This is a genomic window from Streptomyces sp. CNX435, from assembly GCF_059570575.1.
Genome location: NZ_JCANTA010000043.1, coordinates 1 through 20948, shown reverse-complemented (window position 1 = coordinate 20948; position 20948 = coordinate 1). Strand labels below are relative to the sequence as shown.

Here is a 20948-nt window from a genome sequence, read left to right as displayed (position 1 = left end):
CAAGACTCCTGGCGAGCGACTCGCGCTACGTGGAATGAGCTAGAACAGCTCCATAGAGACAGGGGGGTGGAGCTGAGCCCTCAGCTGGCGGAGCAGGACGAGGCGGTACGGTCGGCGTTCGAACGAGAGGAAAGCGCGGCAGCGACGTTTAAAGACACGTGGACACGGACGCACGGGAGGGCGATGCGGTCGCTGACCGCGAGGGGCGAGCTGCAGCAGTCATTGCACGGCCTGCTGTCAGCGTTCAATGAGGCTCGGGAGAACGTTCTGAGGACCGTCCGGTCGCCGCATCCGGACGCACCTCCACCGCGGTACAGCCCCCATCCACAAGTTGGCGAGGCCGTCGTGCAGTTTTCTCCAGCACCCGGTCCGAGCACACCGGCAACAGCGCCACCACCGAATAACCCCTCGCGGCGCTCACCATCGCCGAGGCGGCGGTAGGACCGAACCAAGTCGGCGGCGACGTTCCGTACGGCCTTGTCCCTGCGTTGCACGTGCGCGATGGAGCGGCGCAGGACGGCGAGCAGGTCACGCAGGCTTCGCGTCGCGAGGAATTCGGCCCTGCCGTCCATCCAGTCATCGACATCATCCGCGCTGAGTTCCTTCAGCTTGGCCTTGCCGATGAACGGAATCAGGTGCTTGTTCGCCATCGAGCGGTTCTTGCCGATGGTGCCCTTCTCGTCGCGTCCCTTGAGTCCGCCATCCAGCCAGTCGTTCACCGCGTCGGCCACCGTGTAGTTGGCCGGAGCCTTGACGCCGGTCTGTACCTCCTTCTTCAGGTCCCGGATCTTCTGGCGGACTTCGGTCTTCGTCTTGCCGTACGCCTTCGGTCGACGGCGCTTGCCGTTCGGGGCTTATCCACGGGAGACGGCCCCCACGTAGATCGTGTCCGTACCGTGGCCAGCCCTTTGGGCGCGCTTCGGGAGGCGGGGCTGTCTGGTTCGCGGACGGGGCGCCGGGTCGGGGCGGGGCGGGGCGGGGCGGAGTTCGCCGCGATCGGCGGCGGGGTGCTAGGGCGGGGGGTGGCGCGGATGGCATGAGCCGGGGTCTCATTCGCCTTGCGTGAGCGTCGCGTGACTTACAGTAGGGCAAGGAGTGGCACGGCGCCACCTTATGCGTGAGGTAGTGCCCCTATGGATTACGCTGCCGCGCATCGGCAGACTGGGTCCCGGCACGAGGAGAAAGGCGATCGATGCCCCCACGCACCACACCCACACAGCGACAACGCAGACTCGGCGCGGAGATCAAGAAGCTGCGCACAGAAGCGGGGCTCACCACCGAGTACGTCGCTGGCTTGTTGGGAGTCGATCGAGGCAAGATCTCGAACATCGAGACAGGCGTCCGCAACATCAGTCCGGAACGCCTGCGAACACTGGCAACGCACTGCGAGTGTGCGGACGAGCGGTACCTGGCGGCACTGGCGGACATGGCCCGGCCGTCCGGGTCTCACTGGTGGGATGAGTACAGGGGCAGGGTCTCGCCCGGCCTTCTGGACATCGTCGAACTGGAATGGCACGCGGCCCGCATTCAAACGATCCAGACCACCCATCTGCCTGGGCTGCTTCAGACGGAGGACTACGCACGGAGCATCTTCGCGGCGGGGCTCCCTGCGATGTCACGCCTCGAAATCGAACTGCGCGTCGCGCATCGCATGGACCGGCAGCGGGTGTTGGACCGCGAGGAGCCCGTGGCGTACGTGGGGTACGTACACGAGGCGGCGCTGCGCATGTTGTTCGGGGGACGTGAGACGACCAGGGCTCAGCTCAACGCCCTGGTCCGGCACAGCACGCGGACGAACGTTGTCGTGCGTGTCGTGCCTGTGGGGCTCGGAAGCTTTCCTGGTGCGGGTCATGCCCTGTTGTACGCGGAGGGTCCTGTGCCTCAACTCGACACGGCGCAGTTGGACTCGGCCCACAACCCGGAATTCATGCATGCGGAGCTGCAACTCTCCAAGTACCGTGCCCACCTGGAATGGATGGACCGCATGAGCCTGTCGGCCGACGCGTCACGAGACTTCATCCACGCCATCATCAAAGATCTCTAGGGAGTTCGACCGTGTCAGATATCGTCTGGGAAGCACCCTTCTGCGCAGAGGGCAACAACTGCTTCCGCATCGGAACGGACGCTGACGGCAACGCGTACATAGCCGTAGCTGGCCACGAGGACACGTACCTCACCGACACCCACGAGGCGCTGCGCACGCTCATCCAGGACATCAAAGCAGGCAAGGCCGACCACCTGCTGTAGCGGTCGAGGGGCGCCCCCTCAACGGGCTGTCCGGAGTGCGGGGCGAGATCGGAAAAGACGGGCTCCATTCGAGTAACCGGACTCCTTCTCCCGACTAACGGTCCACCGACGCCGTCGGTGGACCGTTTCGTGCCGTGGGCTGAGGCTGGACGGGTCCAAGACCCGCGTGTCGCCCCGGGCGGCGCCGGATTCCGCTGCTTCGGGCGTGGAGGTGCTGTCGAAGGGACGAGGGTGGTCAACTGCTTGTCTCTGAGGTCGATTGAGTGAGTGTAAGGCTGATCAGGCGTGATATGATCATGGGGTGAATCTGACTGAGTGGGCACGAGCGCAGGGCGTCCACCCTCAGACCGCGTACAAGTGGTTTCGCGAGGGGACGCTGCCGGTGCCTGCTCAGCGGGTCGGGCCGCGCACGATCCTGGTGAACGTCGACGCGAACACCACGCCTCAGGCCGCTGGCGGTCTGGGCTTGTACGCCCGTGTCTCTTCCCACGACCAGATGGCTGACCTGGAGCGTCAGGTGGCGCGGTTGTCGGCGTGGGCGGCGAAGGCCGGTCATCGCGTGGTCCGGGTGGAGTCGGAGATCGCGTCCGGGGTGAGCGGTGCGCGTTCGAAGGCACGGCGTCTGCTGGCCGATCCGGATGTGACCTGCGTGGTGGTGGAGCACAAGGACCGCCTTGGCCGGATGAACGTGGAGCTGGTCGAAGCCGCACTGTTCGCGCACGGTCGTCGTCTCGTCGTCCTCGATGACGGCGAGGTCGAAGACGACCTGGTGCGGGACATGGTGGAAGTTCTGACGTCGTTCTGTGCCCGCCTGTACGGCCGACGGTCGGCGAAGAACCGGGCGAAGGCCGCCCTTGAAGCGGCGGCTGAGCATGGCTGAGAAGAAGAAGCTGCGGGCCATTGCCCGTCCGTTCGTCGCCGACGGCCCGACCGGCGTCAGCATCCGCGACCGTCTCAAGGGCCTCACGCCCGAGGATGAGAAGGTGCTGCGCACTGTGGGCAAGCACATGGGGCATCTGGCCTCGCGTGATCTGGCCCGGCGCTGTCGTGACGGTCTTCAGCACTCCACGGACACGTGGGCGACGCGGAAGCGGGAGCTGACGGCCAAGTCGTCGTCGCGGTGGGCCGGTTCGGTTACCTCCCACACACACGACCAGTGGGGCCTGTCCCGGCGCGGGCAGGATGCTCACCGGTTGTCGCTGGCCGCCGGGATCGGCATGCTGATGCACCGCTTGTCCCTGCCGGTCGGCGAGAAGGGCAGCCGGGGAAAGCCAGGCGGCTACCGATCCAAGAACGAGTGGTTCCACAAGACGCGCCGTCTGGCGCACCTGGAGCGCGAGTACGAGCGTGTCACCGCTGAGCGGGAAGCCGGGCGCGTGTCGGTGGTACGCGGCGGCAAGCACGTGCTGAACAAGCGCCACAACCTTCAAGCTGCTCAGCTCACCGAACAGCAGTGGCGCGCCGGGTGGGAAGCCGCTCGCTGGTTCCTGGCCGCTGACGGCGAGTCCGGCAAGCGCTTCGGGAACGAGACGATCCGCGTCACCCCCGACGGCGAGATCAGCATCAGACTGCCCGGGCCGCTGGCCCATCATGCGAACGCCAGGCACGGCCGGTACGTCCTCGCCGCCCGTGTGAGCTTCCCGCACCGGGGCGATGAGTGGCATGACCGCGTCGAGGCGAACCGGTGTGTTGCTTACCGCATCCACCTCAACACCGCTACCGACCGCTGGTACCTGGACGCGTCCTGGACCCGCAAAGACCTTCCTGTCGTGCCGCTGGACGCCCTGCGTGCCGACGGTGTGACCGGCGTCGATACGAACGCCGATCACCTGGCCGCGTGGCGGCTGGACGAGTACGGCAACCCAGTCGGCAAGCCCCGCCGTTTCGACTACGACCTGTCCGGTTCGGCAACCCACCGCGACGCCCAGCTCCGCCACGCCCTCACGCGCCTCCTCCACTGGGCGAAAGACACCGGCGTGCAGGCCGTCGCCATCGAAGACCTCGACTTCACCGACTCCAAGACCCGCGAAAAGCACGGCCGTAAGAAGAAGTTCCGGCAGCTCATCTCCGGCATTCCGACCGGAAAACTCCGCGCGCGCCTAGTGTCGATGTGCGCGGAGACCGGTATCAGCGTGATCGCTGTCGATCCCGCCTACACCTCCCAGTGGGGCGCCCAGCACTGGCAAGCCCCCCTCTCCACCCCGAAACGCTCCATCACCCGCCACGCGGCGGCCTCGGTGGCGATCGGACGACGCGCCCTCGGACACCGGATCAGGCGACGGACGGCACCGCCCCGTGCACACCAGAGCGATGCGCACGGGCATCGGACCGCCCAGGCCCGACCCGGTGACCGGGGGCGTGAGGGAAACCGCCTCCGTATCCCCGGACCACGGACACGATCCGCTGGCGCTGGATACGGCAGGAACGCGGTGGACCAGAACGCCCAAGACCGTTCGGGGCGTTCGGCTGAGCACAGGTTCTGGCAACAGGACTCGCTCCCGCTCAGCCTTTAGGAACGGTATCTCCGGACCAGCATCAGAGCCCTGTCGGATTCGAACCGACGACCGGTGGGTGGTGTCCCAGGGCGCGTTCCTCGGGCTCGCCGAGAAACGATGTTGTCCCGCAAGCCAGCGTGGAGCCAGTGGTGGAAATCCCCTCAACGTCGGCGTTTGGACTGCTCGGTGGTGTGTGCCGCTGGGCGATTGTGGGAGGGGGCGGCGGGATCGGGTGCCGGGGCGGGAGCGGACTGACCGGGAGCCCCCGTGGTCTGCGCGCCGCCCGTCGGCAGGAGGGAGGCGTGTGCCGCAGCTGGTTCATTCCCTTGCCTCGGCGCTGTCTTCAGCTGCTCGGACTCGACGAGCCTTCCCTCCAGCTTCTCGCTGAAGGCACCCGCAATCTCCAGGAGCCATTTCAAGCCCTCTTCGGGGACTACGGCCCCCCTGACCTTCGCACTCATGTAGCGCCCCGACTGATCGTTCACCTTACCCTTTTGCGCATTCGGTGAGAATCGGAATTCGCCACTTGCTGCGGCTTCCCCCTCCACCGTCCTCCCGGTCCCCTTTTCCCAGTCTACCGTTATGGTGGGATGGCCTAGTTCGCTGATCCCCTTCTTCAGGTCATCTATGTCCTCCCGCGTCAGCATCCTTACTTCCTTCTCCGGGTCTTCCGATCGCTTCCTTTTGGCGTCTTTCTTCGACTGCTCCAGCATGTAGTCCCAATATTCCTCGGAAATGATCGTGAGGGGCTCTTCGCTGCCCAGCATGATCTGCCAGCGCGCGGTTTCCGGCTTCTCCGGGTCGTCGGGACGGAGTACGGCCGAGTATTGCCAGACCGCACCTTCTCGCCCCTTAAGAATCCAGTCGAGGGGAATATCATCGAGTGATATCAACAAGGGGTTGACGCGGATGCGACCTGCGTCGTCGCGCTCATGCTTTTTGATGCGACCAGGCACACCGGACGCCGAGCTGAGTACCAGGGGACCGAAAGGAAGTATGGGCGAGTTCTGCGGTTCTGTGGATTCGCCTGAGGGTTCGGCCGGCGACGGCCTCGCGGAGTCTTTCGGCATTTCCTACCCCTGTCCGTTCCGTTATCTCTTCGCCATGGGATCCGTGGCGGACATCAGGCACATCGTTAGCCTCCTGAACTCTGAGCCAATCGAAGATGACATCACGCCGAACTCAGGATTGAGGGTGTGCCGCCCGTCGACCTCGCGAGACGACGAGAGGCGGCCCCGCACGATCTGCGGCCCGACCCTGGCCTCCTCCAGGGGCGGTGCGGACAGCGAGGCCCTGAGGGTGCCGCCGATGCCCTCGGCCAGCAGCGCCCGAAGGCGACCGCGGACCCGATCGGCAGCGATTGTCCCGGCGCTGCTCGCCGCCTGGGTGCCTGGGCGATCTCGCAGCCGCCGGCAGGCCCTCTTCAAGGACGGTCGTGGCCCGCGGCCAGGAGCGGAGAGGAAGTGTCGTCCGGGGGTACGGGGAAGTCGGCCACGGCAAGGTCGACCTGCTCTTCGCAGCCGTCCCGTGCGCACTCGCAGGAGAAGGACAGCACGACATCCGAGGTGCTCCCGAGCGCCCGTGCCCAGGATCGGGTGAAGAAGGTCTGGTACTGAGCGACGAAGGCGCGGTTGGCGTAGCGGAGTAGCTGCTGTCGCTCCGCCCGGCTGGTTGCCACGGGCCCACGAGCGAGCGGCTCGGCGAAGTGGACCTCGACCTTCCTGACGACGTCCTCCACGCTGCATGAGGCGTCGACCACCACGGTCCGGCCGCCGAACTGTTCCACCTCCGCCGCGATTTCGTCACCCAGAAGCTCGTACAGCTCCCGTACCCCGGGTAGCAGGTCACGCTCGTTCAGGCGGTCACGCTGCAGCTGTGGAGTCGGGACGAGCCACAGGGCCGGGCCCTTTGCCGCCTCCGGCGTGATCGGGGTGCCCTCGGCAATCGTCAGTGGTGCGGCGGGCAGTGCACGGACGTCGTCCTGGACCATGTGGCCGCGTACGTCGTGCAGGGACATCGCGAGCCGGTCCGTCAGGGGCGCCGACCAGCGGTCCGGGATCGACATCTCCTCGTACCGAATGGCGGCCGGACAGCCTGCGGCGATCGCTCGGTCGCGGTGGTCCCAGGTGTGAGCGTCGGCGTTGTACCAACGCAGCCCGCGACGCCGGGCGAGCAGCCGGGCAACGGTGGACTTGCCCGCCCCCGGCGGGCCGCCCAGCCACATCACGGATTCGAGGCCGTCCATCTCCTGTCACTCCTCTCACTGCCACTCCTCCCCCTGCCACTGTCTGACTCTGCCCGGTAAGGCTGGGGCTCGGGGCCCGGTCAGCTGCTCGGTGAGGTGTGACGCGGTCGGCGACCAGCGCCAGCCGGAGGCGTGCAGTGCTTCGGCACGATCGATGGCGATCTTCTGGCGGAGTGTCTTCTCCTCGTCGTCGTGGTAGGCCGCGGTGACGGTGTGCTGGCCGGGGTGCTTGCGATACACCTCGCCCGGCCTGGCCTGCATCCACCCCCTGCTGACCGCCTCGCAGAACAGGGCGACGGCGGCATCCTCGAAAGCCGGGATCGCCGGCCAGCCGCCGACGAGACGCACAAGGTCCGTGCGGGCGGTCAACGTGGTCCCCATGACCGGCAGTTCACCGCGCTTGGCACCGTCCAGCAGTGCCCGCTCCGGCAGCAGTCCGGGGTCGGGGTCGTACGGACCTGGCTCCACGCGGCCGTCAGTGTGCAGATCGAGGCACGGGGCAACCGTCCAGCCGCAGCGCGGGTTGGCCTCCAAGACCTCGATATCGCGGGCGAGGGTCTCCTGATCCGGCAGCAGGTCGTCGGAGTCGACGCAGCGCAGCAGCGTTCCGGTGGCGCGCGCCAGCCCCAGCATGCGGGCCTGGGCGGCTCCACCCCAGCGGCCGACCCCCTTCGAGATCCACGGCACGTCCGGGAGAGCATCCAACGGCTTCCCCGTCCGTCCGTCCTCCTGTACCACCCACTCAAGCTGCCAGCCGGCGGGGAGCTTCTGCCCGCAGAGGCACTCATGCAGTTCGCGCATGTCGTACCTGCCCTCATGCACGGGCGTCAGAACGGTGATCATCGGCATCGGGAGACACAACGTGAGTCATCTGTCAGCGGTTCAACGGGCAGCGCCGTAAGCGACCAGCAAGCGCCCGGACTCCTGGATCGTGGGGGCACGGTTCCCTACCTTGCGCCGGCTCGGGCCGGGGGGCGCGCTGCTCGGCCGGCGGCGTCCGGGAGCTGGCTCACCCGGCCGGGCGCCGGCGGCGGGTTCTTGACAGGGGTGTCCGCCGCGATCGACAGTGGGCGAACGTTCGCGCTCGCCAGATTCCGGAGGTCGGAACCGCATGCACGGCACGCCCCAGCGTCGGCCCAACATCCTCTTCATCTGCACCGATCAGCAGCGCTACGACACCCTCGGCGCCTACGGCAACGAGCACGCCCGCACCCCCGTGCTGGACGCCCTCGCCGCGAACGGGGTGGTGTTCGACAACTGCTACGTGCAGAACCCGGTCTGTGCGCCGTCCCGCGCCTCCCTCATGACCGGCCGCTACGTCGCCGCCCACGGCCTGCACGCCAACGGGGTCGCGCTGCCCGAGGGCAACCGCCTGTTCATGAGGAACCTCGCGGACGCCGGCTACGACTGCGCTCTCTTCGGCAAGCAGCATCTGTCGTCCTGCTTCGGCGGCCGTGACGAGGTACGCCAGGACGACGGCTACCGCGTCTACCGGCACTCCCACGACCCCCGCCACCCCTCGCCCCGGAACGCGTACCACCAGTGGCTGCGGCGCGAGCACCCCGCCCTGTACGCGGCGGCCGAGGAGGGCACCGGCAGCTTCGACGACATGCCGGCCGAGGCCCACTACAGCCACTGGGCCGCCGAGGAGGCCATCGACTATTTGCGCGCCGGCCGCGAGCCGGGCAAGCCCTTCTTCGCCTGGGTCAACTTCTACGACCCGCACCACGACTTCGTCGCGCCGCCGGAGTACCTGGACCGCTTCGACCCCGCCGCGCTTCCCGCCCCCGTCGGCTCGCCCGCCGACCTGGCCGACCGCCCGGCCGTGCTCACCGAGGCGTCGGTCAAGAGCTACGCGGGCCACCTGCCCGGCTTCCAGGACTACGACGAGGCCGGCATCCGCGACATCGTCCACAACTACTACGCGATGGTCGCCCTGATCGACGACGAGGTCGGCCGCATCCTCGCCGCCCTCGACGAGGCCGGGCTCGCCGAGGACACCCTGGTCGTCTTCACCAGCGACCACGGCGAGAACCTCGGCGACCACGGGCTGCTGCTGAAGGGCCCGATGTTCTACGAGGGCGCCGTCCGCGTCCCGCTCGTCATGCGCTGGCCCGCCGGGCTGCCGGCCGGCGAGCGCCGCCCCGGGCTCGTCCAGTGGATCGACCTCAACGCGACCCTCACCGACGCCGCCGGCATCCCGCCGCTGCCGCGCGCCCAGGGCACCAGCCTGCTGCCGACGGCCAGGGGCGAGGCGGCCGGCGTGCGCGACTGGGCCCTGTGCGAGTACCGGGACTCCGGCCATCCGTACGCGGACCCGTGCCACGCCACCATGCTGCGTACCGGCGTGCACAAGCTGGTCGTGCACCACGGCGCCCCCGTCTCCGGGCGTGCACGTGACGGTGAGTTGTACGACCTGGCCGCCGACCCGCGCGAGATGACGAACCTCTGGCACGACGCCGGCTCCCGCGAACTGCGCGCAGATCTTGAGGCGTATCTGATGGACGTGCTCGTCGCCGCACAGGACCGCACCCAGCCCCGCGACGGCCACTGGTGAACCGGTGAGCCGCTGAACCGTACCCCGTCGTCCCCGTCGTGCAGGCGTTCAGGACGGGGCGACGGCCCGCGACGACGCGCGGTACACCATGGCCACCGGCATGGTCCTGTCGGCCGCCGCGCCCGTCTCCATCTGTTCGGCGAGCAGCCCCAGCGCGGTCTCCCCCGCGCGGTGGAAGGGCAGCCGCACCGTGGTCAGCGGCGGGATCGTGCGCGCCGCGAAGTGCAGGTCGTCGCAACCGACGACCGAGCAGTCCTCGGGCACCCGCAGGCCGCGTTCGTACAGCGCGTTGAGCGCGCCGACCGCCATCGTGTCGTTCTGCGCGACGAGGGCGGTGAGTCCGGGTATGCGGTCCAGCAGCCGGTGTGCCGCACGGTGGCCGCCCTCGACCTCCCAGTCGCCCTCCTCCACCAGCTCGGGCGGCAGGGCCATGCCGTGTTCGCCGAGGACCTCCGCGTAGGCGTCGAGGCGCTCGCGGGTGACGCGGCGCGCGCGCAGCCCCGCGATGACGCCGATGCGCCGGTGCCCCAGCGTCAGCAGGTGGCGCATCGGTAGCCGGGCGGACTCGCGGTTGTCGCCGTGCACCACGGGGATGCCGCCGCCGTCGATGTGGTGCAGGGACACGGCGGGGATGCGGCCGGAGCGCAGGAGGGTGCCCGTGCGCGGGTCGTCCTCGACGGCGGGGGCGTTGCAGATGATGCCGTCGACGCGCCGTTCCGTGAGCACGCGCAGCGCGCGCTCGGCGTCGGAGCCGGTGGCGTCGACGCTGCTGATGAGCACGCCGAGGCCGCGGCTGCGGGCCTCGCGCTCGATGCCGACCAGGTGCTGCGCGAGGACGGTGTTGCTGAAGTCGGAGTTGAGCACGCCGATGGTGCCCGTCACCTGGGTCTGCAGGCCGCGTGCGAGAACGTTCGGCACGTAGCCCAGTTCGTCCGCGGCCTCCCGCACCCGGCGCCGGGTCTCGGCGGAGACCCGGCCGGAGTCGTTGAGCGCCTTGCTGACGGTCTGGAAGCTCACTCCGGCCCGGGCGGCTACGTCCTTCAAGGAGACATTCGGCACTGTCGGATCATAACGACCCGCGAATCGGCAGTCGATCGGCCGTCGGCCGACGGACATCGGTACGAGGTGTTGACGCGCCGGGGCGTGGTGGCCACGATGAGCGAACGTTCGCGCCACGGGGATGTCACACGCCGGGCGTCCCGCCCCGCACCGACCGACATGCCCGGGGCGCGTACGGGCCGGGACGACACCAGGAGGAGAGATGGCGATCAGCCGGCGCACGCTGCTGGGACACGGCACCGCCCTGGCCGCCGCACCGGCCGGCGGCGGACTGCTGGCGGGCTGCTCGTCCGGCTCCGCCGAGGTGACGGCCGACGGCCGCAAGGCGGGCGCCCTGACCTGGTGGGACCAGTACGAGCCGGTGGCGGAGGTGCACGACCGGTTCGCCCGGGTCTTCGAGAAGCACCACCCCGGCACCGCGGTCGCCCGGCAGGTCTACAACCCGGACCAGATGGGCCAGGCCCTGCAGCTGGCCCGCAAGAGCCACCAGCTGCCCGACATCACCACCCTCGCCGGCCTGGAGGTGCCCGGCGGCACACCCGCCGCGGGGGTCGCCCGGCTGAAGCGCGACGGCTGGTTCCAGCCGCTGCGGCTCTCCGCCGAGGCCCGTGCCCGTATCCCCCGCGCCGGGCTGGTGGAGGGGCTGAACGTGTTCGACGGCGAGATCTACGGGATGCCGCTCTTCAGCGACCGGTCCCACTCCACCCTCAACTGGTTCGACAGCAGGCTCGTCGAGCAGGCCGGCGGCGACCCGGACGCCGGCCCGGCGACCTGGGACGAGTTCCGCGCCCTCGCCCGCCGCATCACGCGCGCCGGCGACAACCGGGTCTGGGGCTGGATCGAGGGCGTGCAGTTCACCGACCGCCTGAAGCAGCGCCTGGTCAACCTCGCGAACGTCGCCGGGGCCGCCGCCGAGTGGGACCCGGCCACCGGGGAGTACGCCTACGCCGACGAGTCCTTCGTGCGCGCCCTGGAGTTCTTCAAGGCCCTGCGCGACGACAAGGTGCTGTTCCCCTCCTCCACCTCGCTCGACGTGCGCACCGCCCGCTCCCGCTGGGCGTCCGGGGCGGCGGCGATGTTCCTCGACGGCCCGTGGAACGCCGGCGTCGTACGCGGCGGCTTCCCCCAGTTCATGCCGAGGATGCGGGTCGGCCAGATCCCCGTGCCCGACGCCGGCACCGCTCCCCTGGTGCACGTCGCGTACGGCTCCACCCAGCTGTTCGTCACCGCCGACAGCAAGCGGCCCGAGCTGGCGGCCGAGCTGCTCGGCGAGCTGACCGGGCCGGACTACTACCGCGGTCTCGCCGAGGGCATGGACCTGCCCCCGCTCGACCTCGGCGCGGTGGCGGACGCCGACGTGCCCGGCGTCTACCGTCGGGCGGTGCGGATGTACGCCGAAACGGTCCGCCTGCTGCCCGACCCCACCATGAACAACCCCCGCATCGGCGACATCACGGCCCGGATGCGGCAGGTCACCCCGGACCTGGGCCAGATCGTCCAGGGAGTGCTCGTCGGTGCGCTCGACGACCCGGCCGCGGCGCTGCGCACGTACCAGAGCGACATGAGCGCCGAGCGGGACCGCGCCATCCGGCTCTCCCGCGCCGACGGCCTCGACGCCTCCCTCGACGACTGGGTGTTCCCGGACTGGCGGCGAGGGCACGACTACGTGCCCGGCAAGGAGGGCGACGAGTGAGCCTCACCAAGCCGGCGCGCACGCCGCGCGCCACCACCACCCGGGCGCCGCGACGGCCGGACCCGCACGGCGACCACTCCCTCGGCACGCGCCTCCGCCGCAACAAGTGGGTCTACGCGTTCCTGCTCCCCACGATCGTGCTGTACGGGATGTACACGCTCTGGCCGATCGCCGCCAGCGTCTGGTATTCGCTGCTGGACTGGGACGGGCTGACCGGCGACGGCGAGTTCGTCGGCGGCGCCAACTACGCCGAGGCGTTCTCCGACCCGTTCTTCTGGAACGCCCTGTGGATCACCCTGCTGTTCATGCTGGTGTCGGTGCCGGTACGGGTCGGCCTCGCGCTCGGCGCGGCCATCGTGCTGAACAACCCCAGGCTGCCGTTCGCCCGGCTCTTCCGCACCGCGCTGTTCCTGCCCGTGGTGACGACCACCGCCATCGTCGGCATCGTGCTCGGCTTCGTCCTCGACCCCGTCGGCGGCCCGGTCAACCACGTGCTGCTGTCGCTGGGCATCGTCGACACCCCCGTGAACTTCCTCGGCGACGCCGGCCTCGCGCCGTGGACGGCGATGGGGGTGCACGTCTGGAAGTGGTTCGGCATCACCCTGGTCTACTGGCTCGCCGCCCTGCAGACCGTGCCCCGGGAGCTGCTGGAGGCCGCCGAGGTCGACGGCGCGGGACCGTGGCAGCGGTTCCGCCACGTCACGCTGCCGGTGCTGAAGCCCTTCCTCGTCATCATCACGCTGCTGAGCGCGGTGGAGACACTCCAGGTCTTCGACCTGGTGCTCACCCTGACCAACGGCGGCCCGTTCTTCTCCACCGAGGTCGTCGAGGTCTACATCTACCGGCTCGCCTACGCCTCCACCACGCCGCGGCTCGGCTACGCCTCCGCGGTCGCGGTGCTCTTCGGCGCGGTCACCGTGGTCCTGGCGGCGCTGCAGGTGCTCGGTGTCCGGCTGGCCCGCCGCAACGGGAGGAAGGAAGCATGAGCCAATCCGCGAACCGTCCGGCGGCCCGCCGCCTCCCCCTACGCCCCCGCCTCCCCCGCCGCCGCGAGCGCCGGTCCGCGTCCGTCCGGACCCGCCGCCGCGTCCTGCTCTGGGTGCAGGTCGCGATCATCGCCGTGATCTGCGTGGCGTGGATCTACCCGCTGCTCTGGGTGGTCTCGGTGTCCTTCAAGGACCAGGCCGAGGTGTTCTCCGGGGGGCTGTCGCTGATCCCCGACCGCTGGAGCCTGGACAGCTACGAACGGGCGTGGGACGTCGGCGGGTTCTCCGACTACCTGCTCAACAGCATCCTCGTCACCCTGGGAACGGTCGTCCTCGTCGTGGCGCGCTGCGCTATGGCGGGCTACGTGATCGCGCGGTACAGCTTCCCCGGCAAGCGGATCTTCGTGGTCCTGCTGGTCGCCACCCTCTTCGTGCCGGTGGGGCTGACGGTCATCCCCGTCACCGAACTCAGCGACTCCCTGGGGCTGCTCAACTCCCGCTGGGGCCTGATCCTCGCGCTCAGCGGCACCGGTCAGGTGGCCGGAGTGCTGCTCTACGCGGGCTACTTCAGGTCCGTACCCCGCGAGCTGGAGGAGGCCGCCATGCTCGACGGCGCCGGATTCGTGCGCACGTTCACCAAGGTCATGCTGCCCATCGCGCGCCCGGTCACCGCCACCGTGGCGGTGATGACCTTCCTGTTCGCGTGGAGCAACTTCTTCCTCCCGCTGGTCTTCACCCTCAGCCGTCCCGAGCTGCGCACCCTGTCGGTCGGCATGCTGGCGTTCCGCAGCGAGAACTCCATCGACTGGCCGGGACTCGCCGCGGCGGGCACCATCTCCCTGCTCCCCGTCGTGATCGTCTTCGTCCTGCTGCAGCGGCACTTCATCGACGGCGTCGCGGGGGCGGTGAAGTCGTGACCGTGCAGGCGGTGATCGAGATCGACGTCCGACGTCCCGCCGGCCGCATCGAGCGCGACATCTACGGCCACTTCCTGGAGTCGGCGTTCTTCGGCAACATCGAGGGCGGCGTCTTCGACGAGGACTCGCCGTTGTCCGCACCGGGTCCCGGCGTACGGGCCGGGTTCCGCGAGGACGTGCTCGCCCTCTGCCGCGAGCTGGGCATCCCCAACGTCCGCTGGCCCGGCGGCAACTTCACCTCCCCGTACCACTGGGAGGACGGCATCGGGGAGCGCGCCGCGCGCCCGCGGCGGCTGGAGCTGGCCTGGGGCGGCGAGGAGTCGAACCGCTTCGGCACCGACGAGTTCCTGGCCTGGTGCGCGGACGTGGGCGCCGAGCCGTTCCTGGTGCACGGCTGCCGCAGCGTGGACGACGCGGTGCGCTGGGTGGAGTACACCAACTACGCCGGCGACACCGCCTACACCCGCCGCCGCGCGGCGGGCGGCCACCCGGAGCCGTACGGCGTGCGCTACTGGGGCGTCGGCAACGAGCCCTACGGCCCGTGGCAGATGGGCCACCGCCCGGCCGCCGAGTACGCCGCCGCGGCCCGCGAGCACGCCCGCTTCATGCGCCTGGCCGACCCGGCGATCAAGCTGATCGCCTGCGGCAGCCCCTGGCAGCAGGAGGAGTGGACACGGCCCCTGCTCCAACGGGCCGGGCCGCTGATCGACTACGTCTCCCTGCACCTCTACGCCGCCAGCACCCACCCGTACACCGCCCGGCACGGCGACGACGACTACGAGGCGGTCGTCGCCCAGCCGCTCTACTTCGAGCAGCGCATCCAGGACTACGCCCACCTGGTGGCGGACCTCGCCGCCGAAGCCGGTCTGGAGCGCCCGCCGGCGCTGGCGCTCGACGAGTGGAACATCCGCCACCTGGAGCCCGCCGACTGGCCCGAGCCCCAGCCGGGCAGCGACGGCGGCACGGCCACGCGCGAGCTGCCGGACGCCGGGGCGGCGCCTCGGCCCGAGCGGCTGCGCGTCAACCGCTACAGCCCTCGCACCCTCGCCGACGCCCTGTTCTACGCGGGCGTCTTCCACACCCTGCACCGCGCCTGCGCGCTGCCCGCGCCGGTGACGATGGCCAACACGGTCAACCTCGTCAACGCCAACGGGCTCGTGGTGGCCCGGCCCGGCGGTGCGGTGAAGTCCGCCTCTTACCACGTGTGGGATCTGTACCAGAACCACACCGGGCCGGTGGCGCTGCCGACCAGGGTCGAGGGACCGGCCCGCACCACGGCCGTCCGCCAGGGCGACAGCAGTGAACGCGGCGGCGCGCTCGCCACCCGCCCCGGCGTCGTGGCCCACCTCGACGCCAGTGCCACCCTCTCGGCCGACGGCCGCCACCTCCACCTCGCCGTCGTCAACCGCCACCGCGACACGGCCCTGTCGGCCCGCATCGTCCGCGACGGCGGACACGGCAGCCTCCCGGAGGTGGCCGCGGCCCGTGACCTGGGCGCGGAGACGGACGACGTACTGGCCGCCAACAGCCTGAGCGCCCCCGACCGGGTCGCCGTGCGCCACCGCCCAGCGGTCCAGACGCCCGAAGGCCGCTACACCTTCCCGGCGCACTCCGTCACCGTGCTGGACTTCGACCTTGCGTAAGAAATGCGGTCAAGGGACCACCGATGAACCCGCCGGATGTGGGATGCGTTGTAGCGGATTGCAGGGGTCTGGAGCGACCCTGCGGCCCAAGAGCACAGGGAAGGAGCGGCCATGCCTCATGCAGTGGACAAGGATGGAAACGCTGAGGGGTACACCGAGCAGCTGGATCCCAGCACGCTGACGCGCCGGCAATGGGTGGCGTACGAACAATGGAGGGCAGCCGCGAGCCGAGGGGAGCAGATCGACCCGTTCGCTGACGTGAACGAGATGAGGGACCTGGTGCGGCGCCTGACGGCTCCCTCAGGGCGGAGGCGGCTCGACACGGAGCGGTTCTTGCGCCGCCTCCGGGAACAGGCCCGCAGTGACGGCAGGGGGGAGATGAACGCGCTCACCGCCGAAACAGCCCGCGACACGCTGCCCTCCGTGAACGGCGCGAACGGGAATCCCCCCGGTGCCGAGCGCCAACCGGCAAACGGTGCCAACGGTCACGGACCCAGCCCTGAGCGAGGCCGCCGCCGGGCGCGCTGAGAGGGCGTTTGAAGTAGGCAGATTGCCCTTGATGCCCTAGTACGTTCCTCGCCAGGCGAGGGTGGTTTCGTCCGTTATGCGCCTGGCGAGGTTGCCGACCGAGGCGATGTGGATCATGGCTTCGGAGCTGACGGTGAGTGTCTCGTAGTCGCGGGCGAGACGGCGGTGCAGCATGATCCAACCGATGCTCCGTTCGACCACCCAGCGTCTTTTCACGACGTGAAACCCGCGGGTATCCGGGTTTCTGTTGACGACTTCGACATCGATGCCGAGGCGGGCGCCGTGCTCGACGACGGCGTTCTTGAAGCCGGTGTCGACCCAACACTTGGAGATGGTCGGGTACTTCTCCTTCGCCTGGTCGAGGAGGCGTATTCCCAGGGCGTTCTCCGAGAGGCCGGCAGCGGTGACGGTCACGGCAAGGATGAGGCCGATCGTGTCGGTGAGGATGCCACGTTTCCTCCCGACGATCTTCTTGGCCGCATCCGTTCCCTGGCTGGTCAGGGGCACGTTACTGGATGTCTTCACGCTCTGGGTGTCGATCACGGAGGCGGTCGGCCCGGGCTTGCGCCCCTCCTTCACCCGGGCCAGTCCCGTCAAGTCGTAATTGAGCTCAGGGCTGATTCAAAGTCTTGGTAATCATGTGAGGGTGCTGGTCAGGGCAGGTTGAGCAGCTCCAACGGGCGGGTGAAGGGGCGGTAGGAGACCTCGCGCAGGCTGGCGGCGATTCTGTGGTGGCCGGCGGCGCGCAGGGTGGTGATCGCGAAGCTGCGCAGGGTGGCCATATTCTCCGGGCCGTGGCCGGTGCGGATCTTCGAGGAGTCTTCGCCGAAGGTGGTGTCGCGCACGTGGTGCACGGCCTCAACTCCCCAGTGGGAGCGTGTGAAGTGGCCGATGGCCTGGGGCGATGCGGCGCGTGCCGGCAAGTCGGTGATGGTGTAGACGGTCTGGCGGGTGACCTTTCCGGTCTTCAGGTCGGTGCGGTGGCGGTGGATCTTCGCGGCCTGCGCCACGTGGGGGAAGTCCAGGTCCAGAGCGGTGATGGTCAAGGTGCGTACGCTGCGGGTCTCGGCCCGTCCGTGTCCGAGGGCGCGGTCGTAGTGCCGGGCGGTGGACCTGGTGCCAGGGCAGGGTGCGCAGCGTCTCGTGCAGCGTCGGCTGGTTCCGCTTGACGACCAGGAGGTAGTGCGCCTGCTTGGTCTCCACCAGCCACTTCGCGTGCTCGCGGTGGGTGTGCAGCGCGTCCGCGGTCACCAGCACGCCGGTCAGGTCGAACGGCGCCAGCAGCCGGGTGAAGCCGGTGACTTCCGTGGTCTTGTCCGGTACCCGCAGCTGGCTGACGGTGCGTCCGCCCTCCAGCACGGCGGACAGCAGGTGCGCGGCCGCGGCGGCGTCGGTGCGCGAGCCGCGCGCCGTCTTACCGTCCACGGCCAACTGCCGCGCGCCCACGGGATCGCATCCGAGCAGGTCAGCGAGCCCTCCCGGGCACACAGCAGTCAGCACGCGGCGGATCGTGGAGGGCGACGGCACGCGTCGCACCCCCAGCGGGCCGCCCGCACGAACCCCCAGCCGGGCGAGCGTGTCCTGCGGCGCATGCCGCGCCCACTGGCCCGCGGCCAGATAGGAGCGCGCCCCGGCCAACACCGCGCAGCACGCGGTGAGCAGCACCGACACCAGCGAATGACGCCGGCCACGCCGATCCCGCGGATCGGGAAGCGCGGCCAGCCGCTCCACGATGCCGGTCACGGCGCGCTGTGCGGCGGTGAGCGACTTGATCAGACAGACGGTGGCAGACTGGCGGCACATCGAAGCTCCGGCGATACGAGGCGACTTGTCGAGGTCACCCCGTCAACCGGAGCTTCGATACGTAAGTGGCGGCATCGCGGCACCCATCACGACGTGATGACCTGCACGCCCACATGATCATCTGGACTTTGAATCAGCCCTGGCCGTTCTCCCGCACCCCGGCGGCCCGGTCGCAGGGGATGAGGGTGCCGTCCAGGATCACGTGGCTCACGCCGTGTGCGCGGCAGTGCTCCAGTACCTGGTGCAGGTCGGGGGCGTGTTCGGACAGAACGTGGATGGCTTCGTGGAGATAGCGGTAGCCGGTGGCCTGTGAGATGGCCGCGTCGCGGGCCAGGCAGTGCACACACGCCGCCTCGCGGAACCAGCGCAGCACGAACACGGCGTGGCGAAACGGGCCCAGTGCCCGTGAGCGCTCGGTGTGCCGATCTGGCGGCGGTGTGCGGCCAGTAAGCGGGCGGTGCACTGCACCACGTGGCGTGGGAAGTCGAGCGTGGCAGCATAGACCCGGATTAGGGGACCAACGTGAAGCCTCTGGGTTCGACGGACACGATCTTGTGGTGAGACCTGTCCTACCAGGGGCTTCACGTCTGTCGAGGCGGATTCCAGGATGTCCAACCCGGAGCAGGACGCGAAGCTCACCCCACTCTGCGCAAGCCATTTCACTGAGAAAACGTCACTGCGTCGAAGCTCCCGCCGACCGCACAATGGAGCGTCGGCAGTGCCGCAGTGAACTGCTCCGGCACCTGTTCCGTTGTGAGCCAGTACGGGCAAGCAGGCCCAGGGGCGTCAGGACCGGCTCCGGCGTAGTCCCTGACAGCCTGTGAGTCCGAACCACACACCACGCCAAGGAGCAAACATGCCTAAGAAGGACCTCGACGAGGTCGCCCGCCTTATAAACGAGTACCTGACAAGCGAGTACAGCCAGCGGGCTTTCTGCGAGAATGAATCGCTATCTTGCACTACCTTCGGCAGGTGGCTAAAGAAAGCAGAAAAGGGGGAAATTGAAGACGTAAACCCTGAGGACGTAAAGAAGAAGAAGAAGAATTCAGGGAAAAATTCAGAAAGGGAGCAATCTCTTAAGGATTGGATTAACGACCAACCCGATCGCCCCATGTCGGTGTACGTTCGGAGCACCAATCACATTCCCCTCAATACACTGACGGATAGAATAGCGAAGGAGGAGGAGCACAACGAATTCGGCCTGCGTGATGCACTGTCAGATAAAAAGGAAAGGGTGTCGGCCGCACCTCTCACCCGGCAGAAATTTACGCCCGGCCAAAAGGTGGAGCTCAAGCTTAAATTTGTCGAGCAGCATCTTTCTATAGAACAGTATGCACGCAGCATAGGGCAAGTAAGGGCGACACTTGCGAATGTGCTGCACGACCCGAAGGTGGAGGTACCGGGCTGGCCCCAAGAACAAATAGAACAGGCAATCAATGAAAGGGAACATTGGTACCGAGCGGCGCGCCACGCAACTCACGAGGGTAGAAGGCAGGAGGGCCCCTCTAACCCTGTCGCCCCCTCTCTTGTCGAACCCGACAACACCTTCGCCCCACCCACCCAAGCTCGTTTCCCGGTAAATTACGACGCCACCACTCAGCGCTACAGCGAAGGGGAGGCGCCCTACGACCCGTACAGCCAGCCCACTCAGCCTTCATCTTCGTTTCCGACGCCTGGCTGGGGGTCCGGTGTCTCCGTCACCCAGCGGGACACACCCGCCGGGTGGTCAAACACCGCGAACACCTTCGCCCCACCCACCCAGGCCCCGTACCTCCCCCCTGCCATTCTCGGTCCAACCCCTCAGAACTCCCGTATTCAGTACGACCAGAACGCCGCTGGTCCGTATACGGAGTTCAATCCTTCGCGTGGCTACGGGAATGTCGACGGCGGGTACCCCGAGGGAGCGCTTCCTCAGCATACGGTCGATCAACCCTCGTGCCCGCAGCCGTCCTGGTTCAATCCGGCCATACACGCTCCCCCGGGCACGGGTGAGTCGGCCAGCTCCTATGACCCACCCCCCCGGCAGCACAGCCAGAGCCCCGGAGGTCCGAGCCATCCCGCTCAGCACCGGAAGTGACGGTCGAAGCCGTGGTCAGCACGGCTGAACGTGAACCGGGCCGGCAAGCGATGCGTTGCCGCGGGCATCGGGTGCGAGCCGCGCAGTGTAGCCCCGGCCCGCCCACCGCCTGCCCTGACGGCCCTCGAAAGCTTCGCAAAGACGGATGGTCGTGTCAGTTGCACCGTCTACGCTGCATCACTGGCGACGCCATCCTCTCAGGACACGTACGCCACCCGGCGATCCGCTACCCGATAGGTTCGTCCCATGCCCGGCCGCCTGGGCTATCAGGGTGCCGGCATCGGCATCCACACCCCCCATCCACCCCGACCGGCCCCAGCCGCTGTGCGTGGCCAACCGCACCCACAACCGACTGCTCCGCGGCCTACGAGCCGTGGGCGAACGCGCCGCCGCCACACTCAAGCAACGCTGGCGCGCGCTCCAGCACATCACCCTCAGCCCTAGTGAACTGAGTCAGAGAGGGTGTGTCCAGTAGACGGCTGATCTGCGGTTGTGTGGTGGTCAGCGCCTGGCTGTGGCCAGGCGTCCTTCGAAGGCGATCTCGAAGGCGTTCAGGGGCGTTGCGCAGCAGGCGAACGATGCAGGTCTGCACGATCGTGCGCGGTCGGCCCGCATCGTCCGCGACGGCGGACACGGCAGCCTCCCGGAGGTGGCCGCGGCCCGTGACCTGGGCGCGGAGACGGACGACGTACTGGCCG

At 68.7% G+C, this 20948-nt stretch carries 17 protein-coding genes and 4 pseudogenes; 12 read left to right on the top strand and 9 right to left on the bottom strand.

Going from position 1 to position 20948, the window contains the following annotated elements:
* Positions 1-458 precede the first annotated feature (458 nt).
* A pseudogene (locus tag T328_RS35090) lies at positions 459-884 on the bottom strand (tyrosine-type recombinase/integrase); the annotation flags it as partial.
* Between the two features lie 308 nt (positions 885-1192).
* Between T328_RS35090 and T328_RS35085 the strand changes: the two are divergent.
* From T328_RS35085 to T328_RS35070, 4 genes are all read left to right on the top strand, one after another.
* The gene (locus T328_RS35085) at positions 1193-2044 is read left to right on the top strand and encodes a helix-turn-helix domain-containing protein (RefSeq protein ID WP_496500321.1); all 852 of its coding nucleotides are present in this window, start codon (positions 1193-1195) and stop codon (positions 2042-2044) included.
* An 11-nt stretch (positions 2045-2055) separates the two neighbouring features.
* Positions 2056-2247: a hypothetical protein gene (locus T328_RS35080; RefSeq protein WP_496500320.1), complete on the top strand. Its 192-nt coding sequence runs from the start codon at positions 2056-2058 to the stop codon at positions 2245-2247.
* Positions 2248-2548: 301 nt separating this feature from the next.
* Positions 2549-3127 (top strand): IS607 family transposase, encoded by a 579-nt coding sequence (locus tag T328_RS35075; RefSeq protein WP_496500319.1) that lies wholly within the window; start codon positions 2549-2551, stop codon positions 3125-3127.
* Positions 3120-4760, top strand: coding sequence for an IS200/IS605 family accessory protein TnpB-related protein (locus T328_RS35070; RefSeq protein WP_496500318.1), 1641 nt, complete (start codon positions 3120-3122; stop codon positions 4758-4760). Before T328_RS35075 ends, T328_RS35070 begins: the two co-directional genes overlap by 8 nt.
* Before the next feature lie 143 nt (positions 4761-4903).
* Here T328_RS35070 and T328_RS35065 read toward each other — a convergent pair whose 3' ends face one another.
* The 3 genes from T328_RS35065 to T328_RS35055 form a co-directional block, all read right to left on the bottom strand.
* Positions 4904-5698: a hypothetical protein gene (locus tag T328_RS35065; protein WP_496500317.1), complete on the bottom strand. Its 795-nt coding sequence runs from the start codon at positions 5696-5698 to the stop codon at positions 4904-4906.
* A gap of 467 nt (positions 5699-6165) precedes the next feature.
* A complete protein-coding gene (locus T328_RS35060; RefSeq protein ID WP_496500316.1) occupies positions 6166-6987 on the bottom strand; it encodes a hypothetical protein in 822 nt (273 codons plus the stop codon).
* A gap of 15 nt (positions 6988-7002) precedes the next feature.
* Positions 7003-7788, bottom strand: a complete 786-nt coding sequence (locus T328_RS35055; RefSeq protein ID WP_496500315.1) for a GltA — start codon at positions 7786-7788, stop codon at positions 7003-7005.
* Positions 7789-8098: 310 nt separating this feature from the next.
* On the opposite strand from T328_RS35055, the gene T328_RS35050 reads away from it, so the two are divergent.
* Complete coding sequence (locus T328_RS35050; RefSeq protein ID WP_496500314.1) at positions 8099-9544, top strand: sulfatase family protein; 1446 nt, start codon at positions 8099-8101, stop codon at positions 9542-9544.
* Between the two features lie 48 nt (positions 9545-9592).
* On the opposite strand, the gene T328_RS35045 is transcribed toward T328_RS35050, so the two are convergent.
* Complete coding sequence (locus tag T328_RS35045) at positions 9593-10603, bottom strand: LacI family DNA-binding transcriptional regulator (protein WP_496500313.1); 1011 nt, start codon at positions 10601-10603, stop codon at positions 9593-9595.
* Between the two features lie 202 nt (positions 10604-10805).
* Here T328_RS35045 and T328_RS35040 point away from each other — a divergent pair, with 202 nt between their 5' ends.
* From T328_RS35040 to T328_RS35020, 5 genes are all read left to right on the top strand, one after another.
* Complete coding sequence (locus tag T328_RS35040) at positions 10806-12296, top strand: ABC transporter substrate-binding protein (protein ID WP_496500312.1); 1491 nt, start codon at positions 10806-10808, stop codon at positions 12294-12296.
* Positions 12293-13282 (top strand): carbohydrate ABC transporter permease, encoded by a 990-nt coding sequence (locus T328_RS35035; RefSeq protein ID WP_496500311.1) that lies wholly within the window; start codon positions 12293-12295, stop codon positions 13280-13282. Before T328_RS35040 ends, T328_RS35035 begins: the two co-directional genes overlap by 4 nt.
* A complete protein-coding gene (locus T328_RS35030; protein ID WP_496500310.1) occupies positions 13279-14199 on the top strand; it encodes a carbohydrate ABC transporter permease in 921 nt (306 codons plus the stop codon). Before T328_RS35035 ends, T328_RS35030 begins: the two co-directional genes overlap by 4 nt.
* The gene (locus tag T328_RS35025) at positions 14196-15842 is read left to right on the top strand and encodes an alpha-L-arabinofuranosidase family protein (protein WP_496500309.1); all 1647 of its coding nucleotides are present in this window, start codon (positions 14196-14198) and stop codon (positions 15840-15842) included. Before T328_RS35030 ends, T328_RS35025 begins: the two co-directional genes overlap by 4 nt.
* A 111-nt stretch (positions 15843-15953) precedes the next feature.
* The gene (locus T328_RS35020; RefSeq protein WP_496500308.1) at positions 15954-16370 is read left to right on the top strand and encodes a hypothetical protein; all 417 of its coding nucleotides are present in this window, start codon (positions 15954-15956) and stop codon (positions 16368-16370) included.
* Between the two features lie 36 nt (positions 16371-16406).
* Here T328_RS35020 and T328_RS35015 read toward each other — a convergent pair.
* The 4 genes and pseudogenes from T328_RS35015 to T328_RS35000 form a co-directional block, all read right to left on the bottom strand.
* A pseudogene (locus tag T328_RS35015) lies at positions 16407-16991 on the bottom strand (transposase); the annotation flags it as partial.
* 32 nt (positions 16992-17023) lie between these two features.
* Positions 17024-17419: pseudogene (locus T328_RS35010) on the bottom strand (ISAs1 family transposase); the annotation flags it as partial.
* A 79-nt stretch (positions 17420-17498) separates the two neighbouring features.
* Positions 17499-18173: pseudogene (locus T328_RS35005) on the bottom strand (ISAs1 family transposase); the annotation flags it as partial.
* Between the two features lie 133 nt (positions 18174-18306).
* On the bottom strand, positions 18307-18546 hold the full coding sequence (locus tag T328_RS35000; protein ID WP_496500307.1) for a hypothetical protein: 240 nt from the start codon (positions 18544-18546) through the stop codon (positions 18307-18309).
* Positions 18547-19029: 483 nt separating this feature from the next.
* On the opposite strand from T328_RS35000, the gene T328_RS34995 reads away from it, so the two are divergent.
* Both T328_RS34995 and T328_RS34990 read left to right on the top strand, forming a co-directional pair.
* Positions 19030-20250: a hypothetical protein gene (locus T328_RS34995; RefSeq protein WP_496500306.1), complete on the top strand. Its 1221-nt coding sequence runs from the start codon at positions 19030-19032 to the stop codon at positions 20248-20250.
* 514 nt (positions 20251-20764) lie between these two features.
* Positions 20765-20948 (top strand): hypothetical protein (locus T328_RS34990; protein ID WP_496500305.1); only part of this gene is annotated, 184 nt, incomplete at its 3' end.